The organism is Pseudomonas sp. BIC9C, assembly GCF_034541995.1.
In the GTDB taxonomy this organism is placed as follows: Bacteria; Pseudomonadota; Gammaproteobacteria; order Pseudomonadales; family Pseudomonadaceae; genus Aquipseudomonas; species Aquipseudomonas fluorescens_CC.
Map to the genome: position 1 here is coordinate 836,883 of NZ_JAWDGM010000001.1, position 19,674 is coordinate 856,556.

The 19,674-nt window shown below is 57.3% G+C and carries 17 protein-coding genes, 1 tRNA gene and 2 pseudogenes; 5 read left to right on the forward strand and 15 right to left on the reverse strand.

Annotated features, from left to right (window positions below):
• Positions 1-48: 48 nt before the first annotated feature.
• From RS887_RS03985 to RS887_RS04005, 5 genes and pseudogenes are all read right to left on the reverse strand, one after another.
• Complete coding sequence (locus RS887_RS03985) at positions 49-342, reverse strand: YcgL domain-containing protein (RefSeq protein WP_322614454.1); 294 nt, start codon at positions 340-342, stop codon at positions 49-51.
• The gene (rnd, locus tag RS887_RS03990) at positions 339-1,472 is read right to left on the reverse strand and encodes a ribonuclease D (RefSeq protein ID WP_322614455.1); all 1,134 of its coding nucleotides are present in this window, start codon (positions 1,470-1,472) and stop codon (positions 339-341) included. Before rnd ends, RS887_RS03985 begins: the two co-directional genes overlap by 4 nt.
• 123 nt (positions 1,473-1,595) lie before the next feature.
• Entirely contained in the window at positions 1,596-2,246 is a 651-nt protein-coding gene (locus tag RS887_RS03995; protein WP_322614456.1) for a class I SAM-dependent methyltransferase, read from the reverse strand.
• A gap of 72 nt (positions 2,247-2,318) precedes the next feature.
• Positions 2,319-3,968: a phosphoethanolamine--lipid A transferase gene (locus RS887_RS04000; RefSeq protein WP_322614457.1), complete on the reverse strand. Its 1,650-nt coding sequence runs from the start codon at positions 3,966-3,968 to the stop codon at positions 2,319-2,321.
• Between the two features lie 190 nt (positions 3,969-4,158).
• Positions 4,159-5,539 (reverse strand): annotated as a pseudogene (locus RS887_RS04005) (glutamine synthetase family protein).
• Positions 5,540-6,030: 491 nt separating this feature from the next.
• On the opposite strand from RS887_RS04005, the gene RS887_RS04010 reads away from it, so the two are divergent.
• The 3 genes from RS887_RS04010 (at position 6,031) to RS887_RS04020 (ending at position 8,146) form a co-directional block, all read left to right on the forward strand.
• Entirely contained in the window at positions 6,031-6,162 is a 132-nt protein-coding gene (locus RS887_RS04010) for a hypothetical protein (protein ID WP_322615283.1), read from the forward strand.
• 13 nt (positions 6,163-6,175) lie between these two features.
• Positions 6,176-7,093: a DMT family transporter gene (locus tag RS887_RS04015; protein WP_322614458.1), complete on the forward strand. Its 918-nt coding sequence runs from the start codon at positions 6,176-6,178 to the stop codon at positions 7,091-7,093.
• Positions 7,094-7,207: 114 nt separating this feature from the next.
• Positions 7,208-8,146: a LysR family transcriptional regulator gene (locus RS887_RS04020; RefSeq protein ID WP_322614459.1), complete on the forward strand. Its 939-nt coding sequence runs from the start codon at positions 7,208-7,210 to the stop codon at positions 8,144-8,146.
• Between the two features lie 3 nt (positions 8,147-8,149).
• Here the strand turns inward: RS887_RS04020 and RS887_RS04025 are convergent, their stop codons facing one another.
• The 10 genes and pseudogenes from RS887_RS04025 to dapA form a co-directional block, all read right to left on the reverse strand.
• On the reverse strand, positions 8,150-8,515 hold the full coding sequence (locus RS887_RS04025) for a 5-carboxymethyl-2-hydroxymuconate Delta-isomerase (protein WP_322614460.1): 366 nt from the start codon (positions 8,513-8,515) through the stop codon (positions 8,150-8,152).
• A 58-nt stretch (positions 8,516-8,573) separates the two neighbouring features.
• Entirely contained in the window at positions 8,574-9,500 is a 927-nt protein-coding gene (locus tag RS887_RS04030; protein WP_008016001.1) for a LysR substrate-binding domain-containing protein, read from the reverse strand.
• Positions 9,501-9,696: 196 nt separating this feature from the next.
• Positions 9,697-11,135 (reverse strand): annotated as a pseudogene (locus tag RS887_RS04035) (serralysin family metalloprotease).
• A 300-nt stretch (positions 11,136-11,435) separates the two neighbouring features.
• Complete coding sequence (locus RS887_RS04040) at positions 11,436-12,902, reverse strand: carbohydrate-binding protein (protein WP_322614461.1); 1,467 nt, start codon at positions 12,900-12,902, stop codon at positions 11,436-11,438.
• A 48-nt stretch (positions 12,903-12,950) separates the two neighbouring features.
• Positions 12,951-13,586 carry a lytic polysaccharide monooxygenase auxiliary activity family 9 protein gene (locus RS887_RS04045; RefSeq protein WP_322614462.1) on the reverse strand — a complete coding sequence of 212 codons (636 nt, stop codon included), beginning with the start codon at positions 13,584-13,586 and terminating at the stop codon, positions 12,951-12,953.
• Positions 13,587-14,499: 913 nt separating this feature from the next.
• Positions 14,500-14,589: transfer RNA gene (locus tag RS887_RS04050), tRNA-Ser, on the reverse strand.
• 83 nt (positions 14,590-14,672) lie between these two features.
• The gene (gene purC / locus RS887_RS04055) at positions 14,673-15,386 is read right to left on the reverse strand and encodes a phosphoribosylaminoimidazolesuccinocarboxamide synthase (protein WP_007944067.1); all 714 of its coding nucleotides are present in this window, start codon (positions 15,384-15,386) and stop codon (positions 14,673-14,675) included.
• A gap of 28 nt (positions 15,387-15,414) precedes the next feature.
• On the reverse strand, positions 15,415-16,173 hold the full coding sequence (locus RS887_RS04060) for an MBL fold metallo-hydrolase (protein ID WP_085715396.1): 759 nt from the start codon (positions 16,171-16,173) through the stop codon (positions 15,415-15,417).
• A 4-nt stretch (positions 16,174-16,177) separates the two neighbouring features.
• A complete protein-coding gene (gene bamC / locus RS887_RS04065) occupies positions 16,178-17,293 on the reverse strand; it encodes an outer membrane protein assembly factor BamC (RefSeq protein ID WP_322614463.1) in 1,116 nt (371 codons plus the stop codon).
• A gap of 17 nt (positions 17,294-17,310) precedes the next feature.
• The gene (dapA, locus tag RS887_RS04070; RefSeq protein WP_057400709.1) at positions 17,311-18,189 is read right to left on the reverse strand and encodes a 4-hydroxy-tetrahydrodipicolinate synthase; all 879 of its coding nucleotides are present in this window, start codon (positions 18,187-18,189) and stop codon (positions 17,311-17,313) included.
• Positions 18,190-18,518: 329 nt separating this feature from the next.
• Here dapA and RS887_RS04075 point away from each other — a divergent pair, with 329 nt between their 5' ends.
• Both RS887_RS04075 and RS887_RS04080 read left to right on the forward strand, forming a co-directional pair.
• A complete protein-coding gene (locus RS887_RS04075; protein WP_322614464.1) occupies positions 18,519-19,079 on the forward strand; it encodes a glycine cleavage system protein R in 561 nt (186 codons plus the stop codon).
• Positions 19,080-19,089: 10 nt separating this feature from the next.
• Positions 19,090-19,563 (forward strand): peroxiredoxin, encoded by a 474-nt coding sequence (locus RS887_RS04080; RefSeq protein WP_322614465.1) that lies wholly within the window; start codon positions 19,090-19,092, stop codon positions 19,561-19,563.
• Positions 19,564-19,674 lie beyond the last annotated feature (111 nt).

A 19,674-nucleotide genomic window follows, 5' to 3' on the forward strand; every position in this document is an offset into this window, starting at 1 on the left:
AAATCAATCAGTGTTTCATAACCACTCTGAACAGAGCCTGTCTGCCGCTCACACCGGGTCGTTGCGACGCAACAACTCTTCCGGCAAGTGCTCGATGTACTCGTCTTCGGCAGGCGGCATTTGCAGGTGAAAACCCTGTTTTTCGAGGTTTTCCAGCACGACCGCGATGTCCTCGCGCGACAGCTTGCGCTCGGGGCTCAGCACCAGGTCGAACGCGTGGATGGCCTTGCCGAAGGCTGCCATCAGGGCATCCGGCACACGCTCCAGAGCATCGCTCTTGAGCACATACAGGTACATTTCGTTTTTCTTTGAGCTGCGGTAGATGGAGCAAATACGTTTCAAGGCTGTTCTCCGGCGGTGGCCAGGCTGTCGAGCAGCGTCTGGCCCATCAATTCGCGACGCCAGCCACGCAGCGAATCAGGCAATTGGTAGGGACCATTGGGAAAGCCGCTCTTGAGCAGCGCTTCCAGGGTTTTCTTGCGCAGCATCAGTTCCGGCGCAATGTTCAGGCGCTCGGCTTCGGCCTGGCCGATGGCTTTCAGCTGTTTGAGTAGCACGGCAGCGTCCACCGGTAATGGCTCCGCCACGGCTGGCGGCCATTGATCAGGCGACACACTGCCAGAGCGCTTGATCAGATCAAGCAGAAACTCGCCGTCCTGACGCACGGTACGCGGGTGCATGTCTTCGATTTTCGCCAGGGCACCGAGGTTGTCCGGCTGCGTGCGCGCCAATGGCCACAGCGAATGCTCGCGGATAATCCGGTTGCGCGGCAAGTCACGGGCGCGCGCTTCCTTTTCGCGCCAGGCGCAAAGCTCACGCAAAACGGCGAGTTGGGCGCGGGACAGCTTCCAGGCCAGCTTGGCATCGCGATAGACCTCGTTCGGGTCGATCTCGCGGCGCAGGTTGGCCACCAGTTCGGCGCCGTCTTCCAGGACCCAGGCGTATTTTTCGTCGGACAGCTTGGGACGCAGCTTTACGAACACTTCAGCCAGGTGCACGGCATCTTCGGCAGCATAGCTGATCTGGGTTTCGGAAAGCGGGCGTTGCAGCCAGTCGGAACGGGTTTCACCCTTGGGCAGGTCGATGCCGAGTACTTCCTGCACCAGCCGCGAATAGCCCATGGAAAAACCAAGGTTCAGGTAAGCGGCAGCCAGCTGCGTATCGAACAGTGGTGCCGGCAGGCTGCCGGTCAGGCGCAGCAGGACTTCGAGGTCTTCGCTGCACGCATGGACAACTTTGAGCACGGCCGGGTTTTCCAGCAACGCGGCCAATGGTTGCCAGTTGTCGATGGTCAGTGGATCAATCAGGTAGGCGCGTTCGCCATCGCCGACCTGCAACAGGCCGGCGATCGGGTAGAAGGTGTCGACCCGCATGAATTCGGTATCGAGGGCAACGAATGGCAACTGCTGCCACTCGGCACACAACTGTCCGAGGCTATCGTTGTCGCGAATCCAGTGAATATCGATGGCCACACGGCTCTCCCTTGAAGAATGGCGCGCAGTATATATCGCCCCCGGCGATTTCCGCGCATCCACTGAACAAGAGCGTTAGCGAAAATTACTGCGTGACATACAGAATAGTCCGACAACGTCAGGCTAGCTGGTCTTACCCAGCACGTAGATCCGCATCCGCGCACAACCGGGCAAAAAGTCCTGATGGCTGAGCAAACGGAAACCCGCCTGCCTGAACTCGCTTTCCACCTCGGCCTTGCTCGGCAACGGCCCTTCCACGCCTGAACGCGCGCCCTTGAAACGACCGCCGAGGCGCACCGCGACAATCACCGTATCGCGACTGACCCGGCAAAACTCGCCAAGCATCGCCAGACGATGTTCCGGGTTGGCAAGGTGCTGAAACAGTTGCATGCAAAAGATGCAGTCAACCGCGTTCTCCGACAAGCCAATCGTGAACGCGGAGCTTTGAAAGGTCTTGACCCGCTTCAACAAACTCTGCGGATGATGTGTGCGGGCATGATCGAGGATCTCCTGGGACGGATCCGTCGCGAGAATCACCCGATTGGCATGTTCGGCCAGCACCGGCCAGAAACGCCCCACACCGCAGGCCACGTCAAGGATCAACCCCGGTTCACCGGCGGCCTTGAGTGCATTGCGCACCAGACGCTCCTCACGCCAGAGCGCCAGACGCCCGGCCAGACCCGGCGCTTGCGGCTGAAGGCAGACGCGCGCATGTTCCTGGTCGTAGCGCCGGGCAATCTCAAGCTCGATGGCGGATGGGGGCTGAGCGGACATGTGCAATGGCTCTTGATGAAAGTTCTACAGGCCGCAGGTCGGCGGCCGCCGCGTGAAACAAAACCGGAGCACTCAATCTTTAGCCAACGCACCGTCGACCACTGGACCACGACATCCGGCAAACATGTCCAGGTCCTGGTTGTAGACCTTGCTGTTGACCTCCAGCAGCCCAAGCATCGAATGAAACAGGTTGTCCTGGCTCAAGGGCTTTTCGCGACTCTGCTGCAGGCAATGGGTATCTACCGCAAACGACTTTTTATAGCTGTCGGAGAACCAGGCAAACATGGCTACATGCTTTTGCTGTTCCGGGGCCAGCATGTAAGGCGTGCCGTGGAGGAACAGGTTGTATTCACCCAGGGATTCGCCATGGTCCGACAGATACAGCATCGCGGTATCCACTTTGCCCTGGTTACTGCGCAACAGATCGATCAGGGTCGACAGCACATGGTCGGTATAGACCAGGGTGTTGTCGTAACCATTGACGATACTTTCGCGACTGCAATTGTTCAGGGCATTACTCTCGCAAACCGGGGTGAAACGCTCGAACTCTTTCGGATAACGCTTGAAGTACTCCGGACCGTGACTGCCCATCTGGTGCAATACCAATACGGTGTCTTTGTCCAGGGTATCGATGAAATGTTGCAATCCTTGCAGCAGGATTTCGTCGCGGCATTCACTGTTGGCACACAGCGCCGGATCTTTCAGATTGCTGACGTCTTCAATGGTGACGCGATCGCACGTACCCTTGCAGCCTGACTGGTTGTCACGCCAGATCACGTCGATACCTGCATGCTTGAGCACATCCAGCAGGCCTTCTTCGTTCTTCGCCTTGCTGGCGTTGTAGTCCTTGCGGCCCATGTTGGAGAACATGCAAGGCACCGATACGGCGGTTTCAGTACCGCAGGAATGCACATCGGTGAAGGCGATCAGGCCGTCTTCCTTACTCAGTTTCGGCGTGGTGTCACGGCTGTAGCCAAGGATGCCGAAGTTCTCTGCCCGGGCACTTTCACCTACGACTAGAACAGTCAGGGATTTGCGCCCGTGAGTTTGCCAGGCCGGATTGCGCTGGGCATCTTCCCCGATTTTGACAAAGGGCTGTCGCGCAGTGGCTACTTTTTCACGCAAGAAACCGGCCGAGGCACCAATGTAGTTGCTTGGCACCACCATCAGACGCAATTCGTGGTGATTGCGAAACAGCGAAGACAGGCCTTGGTAGTTAACCAATGCAACACCACCAATGACCGCTGCCGAGGCAAAAACCACCAGGACTTTACTCAGTAGCTCACGGTGCCAGCGACGGTAATCAATCGGCGTCTTCCACAACAGCCAAGTCGGTAAAACACCCAGTAGCACGATATAAACAAACAACTTGAGCGACAGTAAGTCGCGCACTTCCGTAGCATTGGTTTCCGCAAAGTTACGCAACATGCCGGTGTCGATCAGCACACCATACTGGCTCATGAAATACGCCACGCCCGCGCTGATCATGAACAGCAGGGTCAGGACCGGCTTGAGCACCGGCCGGAAGGCCAGCAAGGTCAGGACAATATTGAAGGCCGCGAAGATCATCACCCCGAAGGCCACGCGCATGACGATGCCTTTACCATCGGCTGCGGTGATTTCGAACAGGTGTTGCCAGAGTACAAAATTGAAGCCAACTAACAAAAATGCGCTGGCAATCAGTGTCACCCATTCGGGGCGCACGGCTTTAATCTTAAGCATGAGGTTCGGCGGGTCCTGAAAATAAATGCCTTCGGTAAATGTGAAAATTTCATTTACCGAGGCAGCTCTAATTTTAGGTTGCCAACCATCAATTTTTTGTGAAAAAGAAGCCAACAATTAGTTGGCTTATAAAACCCGCCTGAAACTTTCAGACTATTTGAGAATGGTTCAGCTCCGGTTCAGCGTCGACTCAAGCCTGGTGCAAGTACCACCGCCAGTCCTGCTCACCGACCTCCCCATGAATTGGCGATATTCGGCGCGTTTCACCGCCAGGTAGACACCGAGGAACTCCCCGCCGAACGATTCCCTGGCCCAACTGGAGCCTTCCAGTGATCGCAATGTGGTCAGCCAGTCTGTCGGCAACAGTTTCGCAGCCTGGGCGTAGCCATTGCCCTCCACCGGCGCACCAGGGTCAAGTTGTTCACGGATACCGCGATGAATACCGGCCAGTATCGCCGCAGCCGCCAGATAGGGTTGGCGTCTGCGCCACAAATCCGATGCTCGATGTGCCGGGAATACGCTGGCCCGCCGGGTACGCGCAGGCTCACGGTGCGATTGTCCACGCCCCAGGTGGCCGCCAGAGGCGCATAGCTGTTGGCCTGGAATCGACGGTAGGAGTTGGCGTTGGGGCAGAACAGCAACAGCGAATCGAGCAAGGTACTGAGCATGCCTGCGACAGCCTGCTTGAGCAGTGGCGTTCCATCCGGCGCTTCGCTGGCAAAGAGGTTGTTGCCGTCCTTGTCCGCCAGGCTCACGTGCATGTGCATCCCGGTACCGGCCAGGTCATCGAATGGCTTGGCCATGAAGCAGGCTGTCATGCCGTGCTTGTGCGCCACCCCCTTGACCAGACGCTTGTAGCGCACCGCTTCGTCCATCGCCTGCAACGCATCGGTGCGGTGCTCGAGGGTGATTTCCACTTGCCCCGGTGCGTATTCGGAAATGGCCGTGCGCGCCGGAATCCCCTGGAGCTTGCAGGCGCTATAGAGATCGGCCAGGAACGGTTCGATCTGTTCAAGCTCGCGCAAACCATAGACCTGAGTGCCGCGCGGACGCCCGCCATCGACATCCCGTGCCGATTGAGGCCGGCCGTTGCTGTCGCGTTGCTGATCCAGCAGGTAGAACTCCAGTTCCGCCGCCATGACCGGGTAATAGCCGTCAGCCTGTAAACCTTCGATGACTTTCGCCAGCAAATGACGGGGATCGGCAATGGTGGCGGGCATTCCTTGCGTTGGGTGCATGCTGACCTGCACGGCCGCGGTCGGTATCAGACGCCACGGCATGCGCGTGAGGCTGCCGCTGATCGGGTAGGCCCGGCAGTCGATATCACCGACATCCCAGACCAGCCCCGAGTTTTCCACGTCATCGCCGTTGATGGTCAGCCCGAGGATAGTGCTCGGCAATGGCCGCCCGCTTTCATACACCGCCAGCAACTCGTCACGATGCAGCAACTTGCCCCGTGGCACTCCGTTGTTGTCGAGGATGAACAGCTCGAACATTTCGATATCCGGGTTCTGTTCCAGAAAGGTCAGGGCTTCAAGCCTGGTGGCAAACGCGGTGGTGGCACTGCTCATGGGAATTCTCTTTTTCCGTGTCAGACGGGTACGCAAAAGCACCCGCACTTCAATCCCGGCATCAACCGGAACAGGTAGGGACAATCAGCGGAAAAAGCAGGAATCCGGCGGGCGCGCATGGCGGCAATGCCACAGCGCCCAGAAGGCCAGTTCCGAAGGAAGTGCAGAGAGGTTTGGTGCGGTGGCGGGCATGAATCGACGCCCAAGGCTCGACGTTCGAGCGTCGGTGGATGCCTTGAAGTGGATTGCGACTGGCCAACCGTCCATAGGGAGAACCACAGAAATCAGATGACCCGCAGCCTCACACGATGGGTCAAGTCGTTAAATCAGGATTTGTAGAACCTTGGATGTCGTTTGGCTAAACATTTCCCTGTTCAGTGGTGCCCCTGCGGGAGCTTGTATTTAATTTCCAAATACCACACCGGACTTTCTGATTTGCCGCCTCCAGGCTACGCGCGCCTAATCGGACCACTACTGTTCAAGGTCCGATCATGGAAAACACGCGCGCCACCGCCCACCCTGCCCTCTGGCTGATGCCCAGCGTTGTCCAGGTTGCCCTGAACCTGCGCCCCTCCATGCCGTTGCCCTTCAACCCAGGGCACTACACCCGCCACATCCATTGACCCGGAGCCCGCCATGAAAACCACCGGTATCGCCGCCGCTCACGCCAGTATGCTGCTTTGGGCCTTGTTGATCGCGGCGTCGTTTTCCGCAGCGGCGCAAGTCAGCCAGGCCATCGACCCGATCCTGCTGACCGGTTTGCGCCTGTTGTTTTGCGCCGTGGTGTTTCTGCCGCTGTTGCTGCTCAAGGGCGATGCCGTCATGACCGCCCGTGCGCTGCTCGGTCACGCCGTGCTCGGCCTGCTGCTGGCACTGTACTTCGGCTCACTGTTCGAAGCATTGCGCTACACCTCGGCCGTCAACACCGGGACGGTGTTCACGCTGGTGCCGCTGATGACTCTGGCTTTCGAAGCCGTGCTGACACCTGACGGCAGCCTGAAACAACGGATTGTACCGATGCTGCTCGCCGCTGCCGGCGCAGTGTTACTGATCATGAAAGGCAGCGGCCCCGGCGAGTTGCCATCGCCCTATGCATTGACCGTGTACGGTATCGGCTGCCTGGCCATGGCACTCTACGCTCCCCTCAGCCAACGCCTGAAAGCCAGTAGCCTCAAGGGGCGCGGGCCAGTGCCCATGACGTTCTGGAACATGCTGTTCGGTGCGCTGTTTCTACTCACGTTCTGCGGCTTCAGTGGCGGTTGGCGCTCGGCATCACTACTGACGCTCAACGATTTCTATTGGCTGATGTACCTGGCGGTGTTCGCCACCCTGGCGACGTTTTGGCTGCTGCACCGGGCCATAGGTGTGATCGCGCCGTCCTCGGTGATTTCCTACATCTACCTGAGCACGCTGTTCATCACCGTGTTTCACTGGCTTTGGGGGCGCCTGATGCCGCTGCCGCTGGAACTGGCCGGCGCGGTACTGGTGGGCGTCGGAATGTTCGCGCTGTTGATGTCCAGCCGCCGCGCCGTGTCGTCGATGGTCCAGGGCTGAAAGGGCCTTGGGCAAAACTTCCGGCGAGGCATTCTCCCTGTTCCCTCATTCCGCTAGGATCATTCGCTCATCCTTGCACAAGGTCAGCGCAAGGAACGTAGCGAGACGGAATGGATGCTGAACAGTAATTCACTTAGAAAACTCGACATGCAGGACCTCATGGTGTTCGTCGCCGTGTACGAGCAAAACAGCGTCACCGGCGTATCCGAGACGCTTTGCGTCAGCCAGTCCACGGTGAGTTACTGCCTGAAAAAACTGCGTACCGGTTTCGAGGACGAGCTGTTCGTCAATACCCGTACCGGCGGCATGCAGCCCACCCGCAAGGCTGGCGCGATGTACCCTCACGTGTTGAAAATCCTCGAAGGCATCAACCTGTGTCACGCCGGCTCACCCACGTTCGACCCAGGCCTGCAACCCGTGACCTTCAACATCTGCGCACCGGAATATTTCGAGCAACTGATCCTGCCGCGCTTGTTGAAAACCTTCGACCTCGCCGATCTTCCGGTGATGGTCAATGTGGTCAAACTCGAAGCCGATATTCCTGCACAGGCGTTGCGCGAAGGCAGCCTCGACCTGGTGATGTGCTTCGGTCCGAACTTTCATCGCCGGCACATCGATTTCAAATCCCGGACACTGCTCGAAGACGACCTGGTTTGTGTTTTCGATAAACACGCCACGCCGGCGGAACCACGCTTGAGTCTGCAAAGCTATGTCGAGCGTCGACACGTGTTTCCGACACCCTGGACGTCCGCCACCAACATGGTCGACGGCTGGCTCGCGCAGCAGACTCATCAGCGCCAGATCGTCGCACGCGCCAACAGCTACAGCGCAGCGCTGAAGCTGATTACCGGCACCGACTATGCCCTGACCCTGCCCCGGCGCATCCAGCGACTGCTGGCCAGTGCAGACACCTTCAATCACTGTGAAGCGCCCGAAGGCTTGCCGGGTTTCACCCTCGACATGCAGTGGAACCAGGGTGTCGATCAGGACAGCGCCAACACCTGGCTGCGGGAGCAAGTGATCCAGGCCTGTGTCGAGCAGGAAACGGCCTGATACTCAGTGGCTGATGGCGGTCTCGCTGTAGGAATCGCGATCGATGTCAAGAATCTCCACGCACAACTGGACTTCAATGCCGCTCGGCCATTCACACAGGTCCTGAACCACCGCCAGCAGGCTTTCAGACAGTTGTTTCTTGATTTGTGCGGAACGACCGCTCAACAGCGCCAGCTTCACATGCACGAACGCCCGCTCAGCCAGTGCCGTGCCCACCTTGAACGTCTCGACCTTGACCGCGCGGCTCTTGATGTCGAATTCGGCAGCAAACTGACCGGAACCCACCAACGTATTGTTCAACCGCATCAATGCCACATCGGCATTCAGATCAGTCAGGTTGGCGGTGTATTCCATGTGCAGGTGAGGCATGAGTCGCTTCCTTCAAGTGGGGTGCAAAGGTCGTACATATAACACAGCGCCACCCTGTTCATTCGGGCAGCGGCAATACGGCGCGCTCACTCATGAACGCCTCCAGGCGCGAACGCAGCCAGCGCTCGGCAGGGTCGCTATCGACGTGGCTGAGCCAGACCATGGATAAATCCAGGGTCGGAGTCTTGAAGGGAAAGGGCTCCTTGAACAGCACTCCCGATGCGGCCATCGCCTCGGCTGTATAATCCGGCAGGCTGGCAATCAGGTCGGTGCCGGCAAGCAGGGCCGGCAATGCACTGTACTGCGGCACCGAAAGCACCACCTGGCGCGTGCGGCCGATATCCGCCAGCCACTCGTCGGCATAGCCACTGACATTGGCGGTATGGGACACCAGCACGTGCGGTCGCGCGCAATATTCATCGAGGGTCAGCGGTGTGTCGGAGGCATCGGCGCGCAAAATGCTGGGCTGGATGTGCCGCAGCAACTTGCGCTTGGCATTGGCCGGCAAGCCGCGGGTCTGGCTGATGCCCACCGTGATATCGCCGGACGCCAGCAAGTCGGGAATTCGCCAGTAATCGACATGCTGCACCACAAACACCACGTTGGGTGCCTCCTGGCGCAGAGCTCGCAGCAATGGCGGCAACAGCCCGAATTCGACATCGTCGGACAACCCGATGCGGAACGACATCGTGCTGCTGGCCGGGTCAAAATCATGGGTCAGGCTCAAGGCCACGGACAAGGAATCCAGCGCCGGCGACAGGTGCTTGATGATCTCCTCTGCCCGCGCCGTCGGCTCCATGCGATGGCCAACGCGTATGAACAGCGGATCATTGAACATCGCACGCAAGCGGTTGAGCGCAGAGCTGATGGTTGGCTGACCGAGAAACAGCTTTTCCGCCACCCGAGTGACGTTGCGTTCGAGCATCAATGTCTCGAACACCACCATCAGGTTGATATCGGCCTTGCGAAGTTCGTTGCGGTTCATCCACTGTCCCCGATCCCCAAATCTGCTGACAGTTTAGGTAGCTGGCGCGACTGCCGTCTATCCAACTCAAGTTCAACTGCCTGATCAATGCATCTGCACAAAAACTGAATGTCACAAAAAAAGGTCCGTCCACGTTGGCCATAGACGGACCTTCCTTACAAGAGAGCAACGCCGGTCGCTCTTTTGTATTTGTGGCTTACGCCACGATATCCGTCATCGCAGCCTGGCCCACCGTGCCTAGGGCAAAGCCCGCCACACCCATGCCGTCAAGGTCGACATACAGGCTCGTCTGGTTGGTTTCAGCGAAGTAAGTCAGGACCGCATCACCCACATGGCCGGTGAAGCTGCTGACGAAGTTCAGCATTGCACCACCTGAAGCGAACTGCGAGAGGCCCGACAGATCAATCTTGTCCTGGCCACTGGTGAAGTCCATGATCCAGTCCGGTGCGTTGTAGTGGGTATCGCTGGCAGCACCAAACACAAAGGTGTCCGCCCCGCCCCGCCCCACAAGGTATCGCCGCCGCCACCGCCGTAGAGAATGTCGTTACCGGCGCCGCCTTCCAGCAGGTTGGCCATCGCGTTGCCGATCAGCAGATCATTTCCTGAACCGCCGAGAGCGGCTTCCACCGTCACGCCCTGAGCGATCGAGACGTTGCCCACCAGGCCGCCGACATCGGAGAACGAGCCTTGGTTGAGGTTGATCTTCTGATTCTGGGTGAAACCGGAGAAGTCCAGCGTGTCGTTGCCACCGCCATCCCACACCGAGAACACCACCTTGGAGGCCGCCGACGTAGCGCTGTAGAAGTCGCGATCGGCGTTGGAATTAAAGCCGTACACAGTGTTATCGGCACGGGTCTCCATATTGGCCCCGTAGAGCTTTTGCACGGCGGCGATGTCGTCCATCAAAGGTGCCGAGGCATAGGCGTGGCTGCCGTCCTTGCTGAAGTTCTGGTTGGTGTTGCTCTCGCTCCAGTAGCTCATCAAGCTGTAGCCGCGCGTGTCTTGCGCGTAGGTCGCATCGTTATAGGTCGGATTACCGTTACCCGCGTTATAGACGCCAGGGTGGGACAGGCCCAGGCTGTGGCCAATTTCATGGGTCAGGGTCTGCCGGCCATAGTTGCCATGGTCCGGGGTCTTGTTGACCTGATATTGGTCGTTGATCAGGTACCACGACTGACCGTCGTAGCTGCTGCCCGACGGTAGATACGCGAAGGCGGCGCCGCCAGTGCTGACGTTGTAGTTGCCGAAGCTCAGGTTACCGTCACCGTTCGCCGCGTCTTGTGTGAACGTCACGCTGGCCACGTCCGACCAGGATTGTAATGCGAGAATTGCCTGGGCTTTCTGCTGCGCGCTGAACTCGCTGAAATCCCCCAGTCGCGAGTCGTAATTGGAGGGCGAGGAGGTCATGAAACTGAAGCCCAGCTCGATCTTGCCATTACCGTCCTTGTCGCCCCAGGACATGTTCTTGCGCAGAATCGAATCGGCCGCCTGGTCGGCAGTGAACGACGGTTTGCCGTTGATCAGTTCCGAGCCACCACGATCGTACAAATGGTTGAAGGCATCGACTTGGCTGTAGGCCGAACTGACCCGGCCCGAGGCCTCCACCACTTTTTCTTTTGCTTTTGCCTGTGACATTGCTCACATCCTTGTTTCAAGTCGTCAATTTCGATAGACCACGACAACCCCTTCGCGAGATCGTCCTATCACTCGCCCTATTGAAGGCGATACAAAACTGACACAGTTTCAAGCAGCACAGCTATTGAATTTTTAGATAGCGCAGCGGACACCACAGAACACAGTATGCCGAGGACAAGTATTCACCTCCAAGTCACCAGCGTGGCCACCACAACCAGGTTGGTTGCGCTTACGCGCAACGCGCCATTCCGGGCGCCCCAAAGAAAAGCCCGGCATTTCTGCCGGGCTTTGCTTACTGCTTTAAGCGCGCTGTTTGAATGCGATCTTTGACCACAGGGTAAAGGCGACTGGTGGTGTCCAACCTGAGTTTGAAATGTGTTCTTGCAGGCACAAGTACTTATTGCCTTCGTAAGTCACGCCATCCTCTTTGCGATACCGATGGTTCAATTGCCATTCAGGATACTCTGGGTCTGTTATGTCTCCGGCAGTTCTAACACTCAGGCTCTTGCTCGGAAGCGATTCTTTTCCCGAAGAGTCTGTGGCCGTGACAAAGTAGCTGTACTGAGTGTTCGGCGTTAGACCTGAGTCCTCCAGCGTAAAGGCCGACGTATGGCCTATTGAAGTTCCATTTCGGTACAGCGTGTATACATCGATCGGACGAGGACCGGCTGAAGCCCCCCAATTCAGGGCGATGCTGGTTTCAGTCACGTCCCTGGCGGTCAAATTTGCAGGAGCTGTTGGCCGGTCACCAATACCTGATTCACCGTGAATCAAGGGAGCGTAACGATTGTAGAACTCCCAATCGTAGGGAACATTGTCCACGCTGATGCCATCATCCCAGTTGATCGACCAGGTCATCAGCCCTTTGATGGAATGGCCGGCAGCATCGAGACGTTTGAAAGCATTGACCACTGCAGCAGGATCAATCACATAACCTGTGGCCGCAGCGTCAACGTTGGCTGGTAAGCCAATAACAAATTTATCTGCAGGAATGGCGATGTAGTCCCGAGTGCCTGTTACCAGGCTTTCGGTCAGGTAGAAGAGAAAATCCTCTTTCATCGCATCATTGTTCTGCGCAATCCAGGCGCCTTTACCGTCGTTGGCCTCTTGAACCCAGATCCCGTCGCCACCTTGGTTGTAGTATTGAGGCGCAATGAAATCGTAGTACCCCTCGAGCGCCTGAATATACTCGACGTACTTGCCGTCACTCCTGAGATAAGGAAATTCAGGTGCCATGCTGATAATGAAGAGCTTTCCTTCGCCTTTATAGTGATCTTTCACCAGTTTCAAGGCTGCAGGCAGCACCGCCTTGTTGTCAGCAAAATCGATTGCGCTTTGCTCGAGGTCGATATCCAACCCATCGAAGCCGTAGATTTCAACCAAGCGGATGATCTCATTCGCCAGAGGTTGTTCATCCCCTTTGTGCAACTCGATATGAGCGTCGGCACCACCCAACGAAATCAAGACAGCCCTTCCCTGGCTATTCAGCACGCCTACCTGGCGGCGAAACTCGTCGTCGGATAGGTTGTAGGGTTTAAAGGTAGGAATGCCCTGGCCTTTCATAAAGGCCACAGCAACAACGTTGTAGTCCTTGGGGATATCCACCAAATCCAGATTGGCGAACTGCCCACCTTGATAACCGTCACCATGGCCAGCGGGCCAGTTATGCCAAAAGCCCATCAAGATTTTTTTATTGGCAATGCCAGGTATCAGAGATGCTGAATCACTTACTTTAGACTTCAGTAATGAAAAATCAATCTTGGACATTGTTCTATTCCTTCAGAACTGTATTAAGAACCATGCATGGCCCGAGCTTTATTTAAAGTTCACATCAAACGCCTGATAGAACGCATTGCCGGTATCAGCAACTACCCAAAGCAAGACAATGACATGATGGCCTTGCTTACCCAGTGGCAGCTTCACTTCATGCTCTATTTTTGCCTTCAATTCAGAGGAATGCTCGTAATACGGTATTTGAGTATAAAAATCATCATAGAAAGACTTTGGTTCAAGCTGAGCGCGGCTTATGCGTTTTTCAGGATCCCAGCCATCCTTTGTAATAAACCAGCTATAACCCCGAGTCACATGAGGCATGGCGTACACCCATTTAACATGAAACATCTGTCCCGGATCAACATTCAACAGAGGCCAGGTAAATGGGCGATTTAGCTTTTGACTCATTTCCTCGTTCGTGAAGTTAACGCAGTCGCGGGCATCTGTCTTGCCGCCGCTGAGGATATAACCATCGGCCGGTGGCACCACGCTCACGCTGTCAATCTCGTAAGGCCTTGGGAATGGACCCGCAGTCAATGATGGAAAGTTCTTACCTCCTTCCATTTCATTAGCTTGCCAGTCAAGGATAAGGCCTTCTTCTGTAGCAACAGCACTACGACTAGGAGGGGAAATTACACGACCGTGTTTAAATTTAGGACTAGATTCCGGCTTATTCATCACGCTCACTCCTTTGATTAGTTTATCTCTCCCTAGAGGAGAAATCTCAGGCTAGCGCAAGGTTTTAGATTGTCCACCAAAAAAATAAATACGGCTAAAAAGGCAGGAGAACAACAGCCAAACGAGCTCATCCAGCCCCCCACCTCTCTCTTCTCCACCAAAAACAAACGAATGAGTTAGTTTCATCAAGCAAACAGACACCTATAATCTTTCGAAATACATACCAAAAACAATATATCTTTATTTTATTAACCATGAAGGATGGACAGCATGAAAATGTCGGCTAATGTGAGATGGCGCCCAAATGAGCAACGTTGAAACTCCGATTGGCGAGAGAGTTCTCAGGACAATTGCGCAGAGCGTTGCGCATATTTTTTTTGCAAGGAGGCGTGCAACCATGGATACGATAAAGGGCTGTTCGGAACTTATTAGAACAACTGAAAAAACAAGACATTTTCAACTTTACAGAAAGGCTTCAATCTCCGATGGCCGCCGAGCACCGGAATGGGCGCTCAACGGATCTACGTATGCAGAACAGCAGACGAAGTACTAAACGCTGCGAATGAAGCACTATCGCAAGACTTTCGGATCACCGTCAGGAGCGGAGCGCATTGCTATGAGGGGTTCGTATCGAATCAGCTCAATCACGAAAAACCAGCAATTATTGGCGTGGTTGAACTCAAGAGCTTTTCTCACTCCGGAAGACTCCCTGGCCTGGCTATACGAGTGCCAATTATCCGTCGATCAGAGCTGCGGAAAACGTACGGGTGCCACCAAAAGCATTGAGCAGATAGCAGCCTGGGGCGGACTCACGCCATCATTTATTGCCCTAAAAATGCCCTAAACAAAATCTCGGAAACGAAAAAGCCCCCGTAATCTCTAACGATTACAGGGGCTTAGTCTTATTCAATAATGGCGGAGAGATAGGGATTCGAACCCTAGGTACCGGTGAAGGTACAACGGATTTCGAATCCGTCCCATTCGGCCACTCTGGCATCTCTCCAACGGCGCGCATCATAACAACACTTTCGCAGGAAGCGAACCCCCAAAGCGAAATATTTCTGTGCTTTCAGATGCTTGCGTCGGTTAAAGCGGTACGCCCAGACGATTGGCGACTTCTTCGTAGGCTTCGATGACATCACCGAGGCCCTGACGGAAGCGGTCCTTGTCCATTTTCTTGCCGGTCGCCTTGTCCCACAGACGGCAGCCGTCCGGGCTGAATTCGTCGCCCAGCACGATGGAGCCATCGTGGAACACACCGAATTCCAGCTTGAAGTCGACCAGCAGCAGGCCGGCGTCGTCGAACAGTTTGCTCAGGACTTCATTGACCTTGAGCGACAGTTCTTTCATGCGAACCAGTTGCTCGGCGGTGCCCCAGCCAAATGCCACGACGTGGGATTCGTTGATGAACGGGTCGCCCTTGGCGTCGTCCTTCAGGAACAGTTCGAAGGTGTAAGGGTTGAGCTTCATGCCCTCTTCGACACCCAGGCGCTTGACCAGGCTGCCAGCGGCATAGTTACGCACGACGCACTCGACCGGAATCATGTCGAGTTTCTTCACCAGGCACTCGTTGTCGCCCAGCAATTTGTCGAATTGGGTCGGCACGCCAGCGGCTTCGAGCTTCTGCATGATGAAGGCGTTGAACTTGTTGTTCACCATGCCTTTGCGGTCGAGCTGTTCGATACGCTTGCCGTCGAACGCCGAGGTGTCGTTGCGAAACAGCAGGATCAAACGGTTAGCGTCGTCGGTCTTGTAAACCGACTTGGCTTTGCCGCGGTAGAGTTCTTCACGTTTTTCCATGATGGGCTCCGCTTGCTAAGTAGATGGGCTAGGCGATGTGGCGCCAGTCGAGCCCTGAATCTTGATCGGCCAGTTGCAGCCAGTCCGGGTCGCACCCGAGGGTGTCGACAAAACATTGCCGGGCCAGCTGCGGCAGGTTGTTCTTGCTGCTCAGATGGGCCAGGACCAGGTGTTGCAGGTCTTTCCAGCCCAACTCGGCCACCAGGAATGCCGCCTGATGGTTATTCAAATGTCCCAGCTCACCGCCCACCCGTTGCTTGAGAAAGTACGGGTAATGACCGCGGGCCAGCATGTCACGACAGTGATTGGACTCGATCATCAACGCATCGAGGTCCCGATAGCCGTCCAGCACCTTGTCACAATACGAACCCAGGTCGGTCAACAGGCCGAAGCGCCGCTCACCGTCACTGAATACATATTGCGTCGGTTCCTGCGCATCGTGGGCCACGGCAATGACACCGATGCTCAAGTCGCCGATTTGCAGCTGCTCGCCGCCGGCCAGAAAACCTGCGGGTTCAATCGGTTTGCGCATCCCGCGCAAGGTCCCGCGACTGAGGTAGACAGGCAGATTGTAGCGCCGAGACAGCAAACCCACGCCATGCACGTGGTCGGCATGTTCGTGGGTCACGAGTATCGCGCTCAGCTGCGCAGGGTTCACACCCAGGCGCAGCAGGCGCTTTTCGGTTTCCCGCAGGGAAAAACCACAATCCACCAAGACGTACGTATCAGCGCTGGCTACCAGCGTGCCGTTCCCTTGACTACCACTGCCGAGAACGGCAAAACGCATAGGATCAGCCCAGGTTGTCCTGAATCTTGCTCAACACTTTACGCGCCACATCTGCTGGCGCCACGGTGTTGATGTTTTTCTCGACGGTGACCTGGACGTTCTCGCCAACCTTGCTCAGGCGAACCTGATAACGCTCGGCGCGGGCGTCAAGCTCTTCCTTGCTCGGCGCGCTGCCGAACAGGCTGCTGAAGAAGCCTGGCTTGTCGTCTTTCTTCTCGGCTTTTTCGGCCAGGTTGATGTAGTACAGGCCCAGGCTGCGGTTGATGTCTTCAACGCGCCATTCGCCTTGTTCCAGCGCACGACCGACGCTCGCCCAGGCACGATCCAGGTCGGTACCGACGTTCAGCACAGGGTTGCCGCTGCCGTCTTCGCTGAGGCTGACACGGCTGGGTGCGTCGAAATCACGCGAAGCCAGCATCGAGACCGAACCGCCCTTCTCCGAGATACGGCTCATGCTCGCGAGCATGTCGTCGACCAGCGCCGCGTCCAGGCCAGTGTTGACCGAACGGTTGGTGAATGCCACGTCAGCGGTGCTGCCGGCAGGACGCTCGGCGCTGACCACATAGACTTCACTGGTGTTGCGCTGCACGCCTGGCTCGATGCGCACCCGCACACGAGTTTCGCTGTCCGTGCCGACGCCGGCCGCGCTCAGGCGTTTGCCCATGGCGGCGGACAGTTCGTCGGAATGTTGCCAGGTCGTGGTGAATTCACCGGTTTGCGGACGCTGTTCATCCAGACGGAAGCCATTGTCCTGGAAGAACTGAACGGCCACAGGCCAGACTTCGGCTGGCGGGTTCTGGGCCAGGATGGAGCTGGAACCGCCGCTCTTCTGCAGGGAGTAGGCGCTGGCGTCGGCAGCAGCGGTGAGCGGCTGCGGCCGAGGCACGACGTATTCGCCCTTGGCGGTGTCATCAGCCACGTTGCGCGGGATCGGCAACAGCGGATCCAGACGCTTGGCAGTACGGACATCCGGTGGCATTTGCATCGGTGCAGTCTGTTGCGCGTCCAGGTAATCGCTACCGCGGTCACGGAAATAACCTTCCGGGCCCCAGATCCATCCGCAGCCACTGGTGCTGGAGATAATCAAGGCAAGTGCGGAAAGTCCGGCCATTCGCTTCATGCGTTGTACTTCCTCAATTAAACCAGGACGCTGCACTGGCGCAGGGCCGAGCGGAGCGTTTCGTGACAAGGTGCGCTCAGCCAGGTCAGCGGCAGGCGAATGCCTTCGTGCATCAGGCCCATTTCAACCAAAGCCCACTTCACCGGAATCGGGTTGGCTTCGATGAACAGGTCCTTGTGCAGCGGCATCAGTTTTTCGTTGATGGCCCGCGCAGTCTCGGCGTCACCCCGGAGGGCGGCCTCGCACAGATCGGCCATTTCACGCGGAGCGACGTTGGCGGTGACGGAGATGTTGCCCTTGCCGCCCATCAGGATCAGCTCGACCGCGGTCGGATCATCGCCGGAAAGGACGATGAAGTCCTTGCTGACGCCATCGAGGATGGCTTTGGCGCGCTTGAGGTCGCCGGTTGCTTCCTTGATGCCGATGATGTTCGGCACGGTGGACAGGCGGATCACGGTCTCGGCCTGCATGTCGCAGGAGGTGCGGCCGGGAACGTTATAGAGAATCTGCGGGATGTCGACCGCTTCGGCGATGTGCTTGAAGTGCAGGTACAGGCCTTCCTGGGTCGGCTTGTTGTAATACGGCACGACCAGCAGGCAGGCATCGGCACCGGCTTCCTTGGCGTTGCGGGTCAGCTCGACGGCTTCGCGGGTCGAGTTGGCGCCGGTACCGGCTATCACCGGAATGCGACCGTTGACCTGTTTGACTACGGCCTTGATGACGGCGATGTGTTCTTCGACGTCAAGGGTTGCCGACTCGCCGGTGGTGCCGACGGCGACAATGGCATGGGTGCCGTTTTCAAGGTGGAAGTCCACGAGTTTGCTGAGGCTGTCCCAGTCAAGACGCCCCTGTGCATCCATGGGTGTGACCAGTGCCACCATACTGCCCGCAATCATGAAACCGCTCCTGCCGGAAAAAGAGAGCCGTAATGGTACTGGCGCCAAGATGCTTGCACAAGCGAAGTACTGTGCTGCCGCCATTCCCCTTGGCGCCGGTTTTCGCTACCCTTCAGACTTTGATCGGTACTGATCAGCTTGTACGCCGGGTTCCAGCCTCCCTTTTCGGCCTCCCAGACCCCGTTTCAGCGTCGCCGCTACGCGTTCCCGCTATTATGGGAGCGAGTTGCACGCCGCAGACCGGGGTTTTCTGAATGGGCACGCGCAGGCGCACCCCGACGGCCAACGCCCGTCAACCTACCGACCGCTCATCGCTTTAGGAATGCTGCATGTCCACCCCCACAGTCCGCGAACAATTCCTTGTCATCAGTGCGCTCGGCGCCCACCCCATGGAGCTGACCAACGTCCTGTGCCGCGCCAGCCATGAAAACCGCTGCGCCGTTGTCACCTCCCGCCTGACCCGTCATGGCGAATGCAGTGCGCTGGTACTGGAAATCTCCGGTAGCTGGGATGCCCTGGCACGCCTGGAAGGCAGCCTGCCAGTGCTGGCCAAGCGGCATGCATTCACGGTCAACGTGGTGCGCAGCGCCGCCCTGGAAAACCGTCCCCAGTCCCTGCCGTACGTCGCTTATGTCAGCTCGGCCTACCGCTCGGACATCATCAACGAGCTGTGCCAGTTCTTCATGGACCACAATGTCGAACTGGAAAACCTGACCTGCGACACCTATCAGGCTCCGCAGACCGGCGGCACCATGCTCAATGCCACGTTTACCGTGACCTTGCCGCCCGGCGTGCAGATCAGCTGGCTGCGCGATCAGTTCCTGGATTTTGCCGACGCGCTGAACCTGGACGCCCTGATCGAACCCTGGCGCCCACAGAACCCAATGTAAGGAAGCTTTCATGGCCGTTGCCATCGACCAACCGGTTGCCGATTTCGAAGCCCCCGCCACCAGCGGGCAGACCGTCAGCCTTGCCGGCCTGAAAGGCAAGCAGGTGGTGATCTACTTCTACCCCAAGGACAGCACGCCGGGCTGCACGACCGAGGGGCAAGGCTTTCGCGATCAATACGCTGCGTTCAAGGCCGCCAATACCGAAGTGTTCGGCGTGTCTCGCGACAGCCTGAAATCCCACGAGAACTTCAAGTGCAAGCAGGAATTTCCCTTTGAGCTGATCAGCGACAAGGACGAAACCATCTGCCAGTTGTTCGACGTGATCAAGCTGAAAAAGCTCTACGGCAAGGAATACATGGGCGTGGATCGCAGCACGTTCCTGATCGACGCCAAAGGCGTGCTGCGCCAGGAATGGCGCGGCGTGAAGGTGCCAGGGCATGTCGATGCGGTATTGGCCGCCGCTCAGGCCCTGAATAAAGCCTGATGCCTCTAGCGCCTATCCGGACGCTTTCGCGGGCAAGCCCGCTCCCACATTGGACCGTGTTTTTCTGAGCAACTCGGTCAACTGTGGGAGCGGCGGTGCGGCGATCCGACT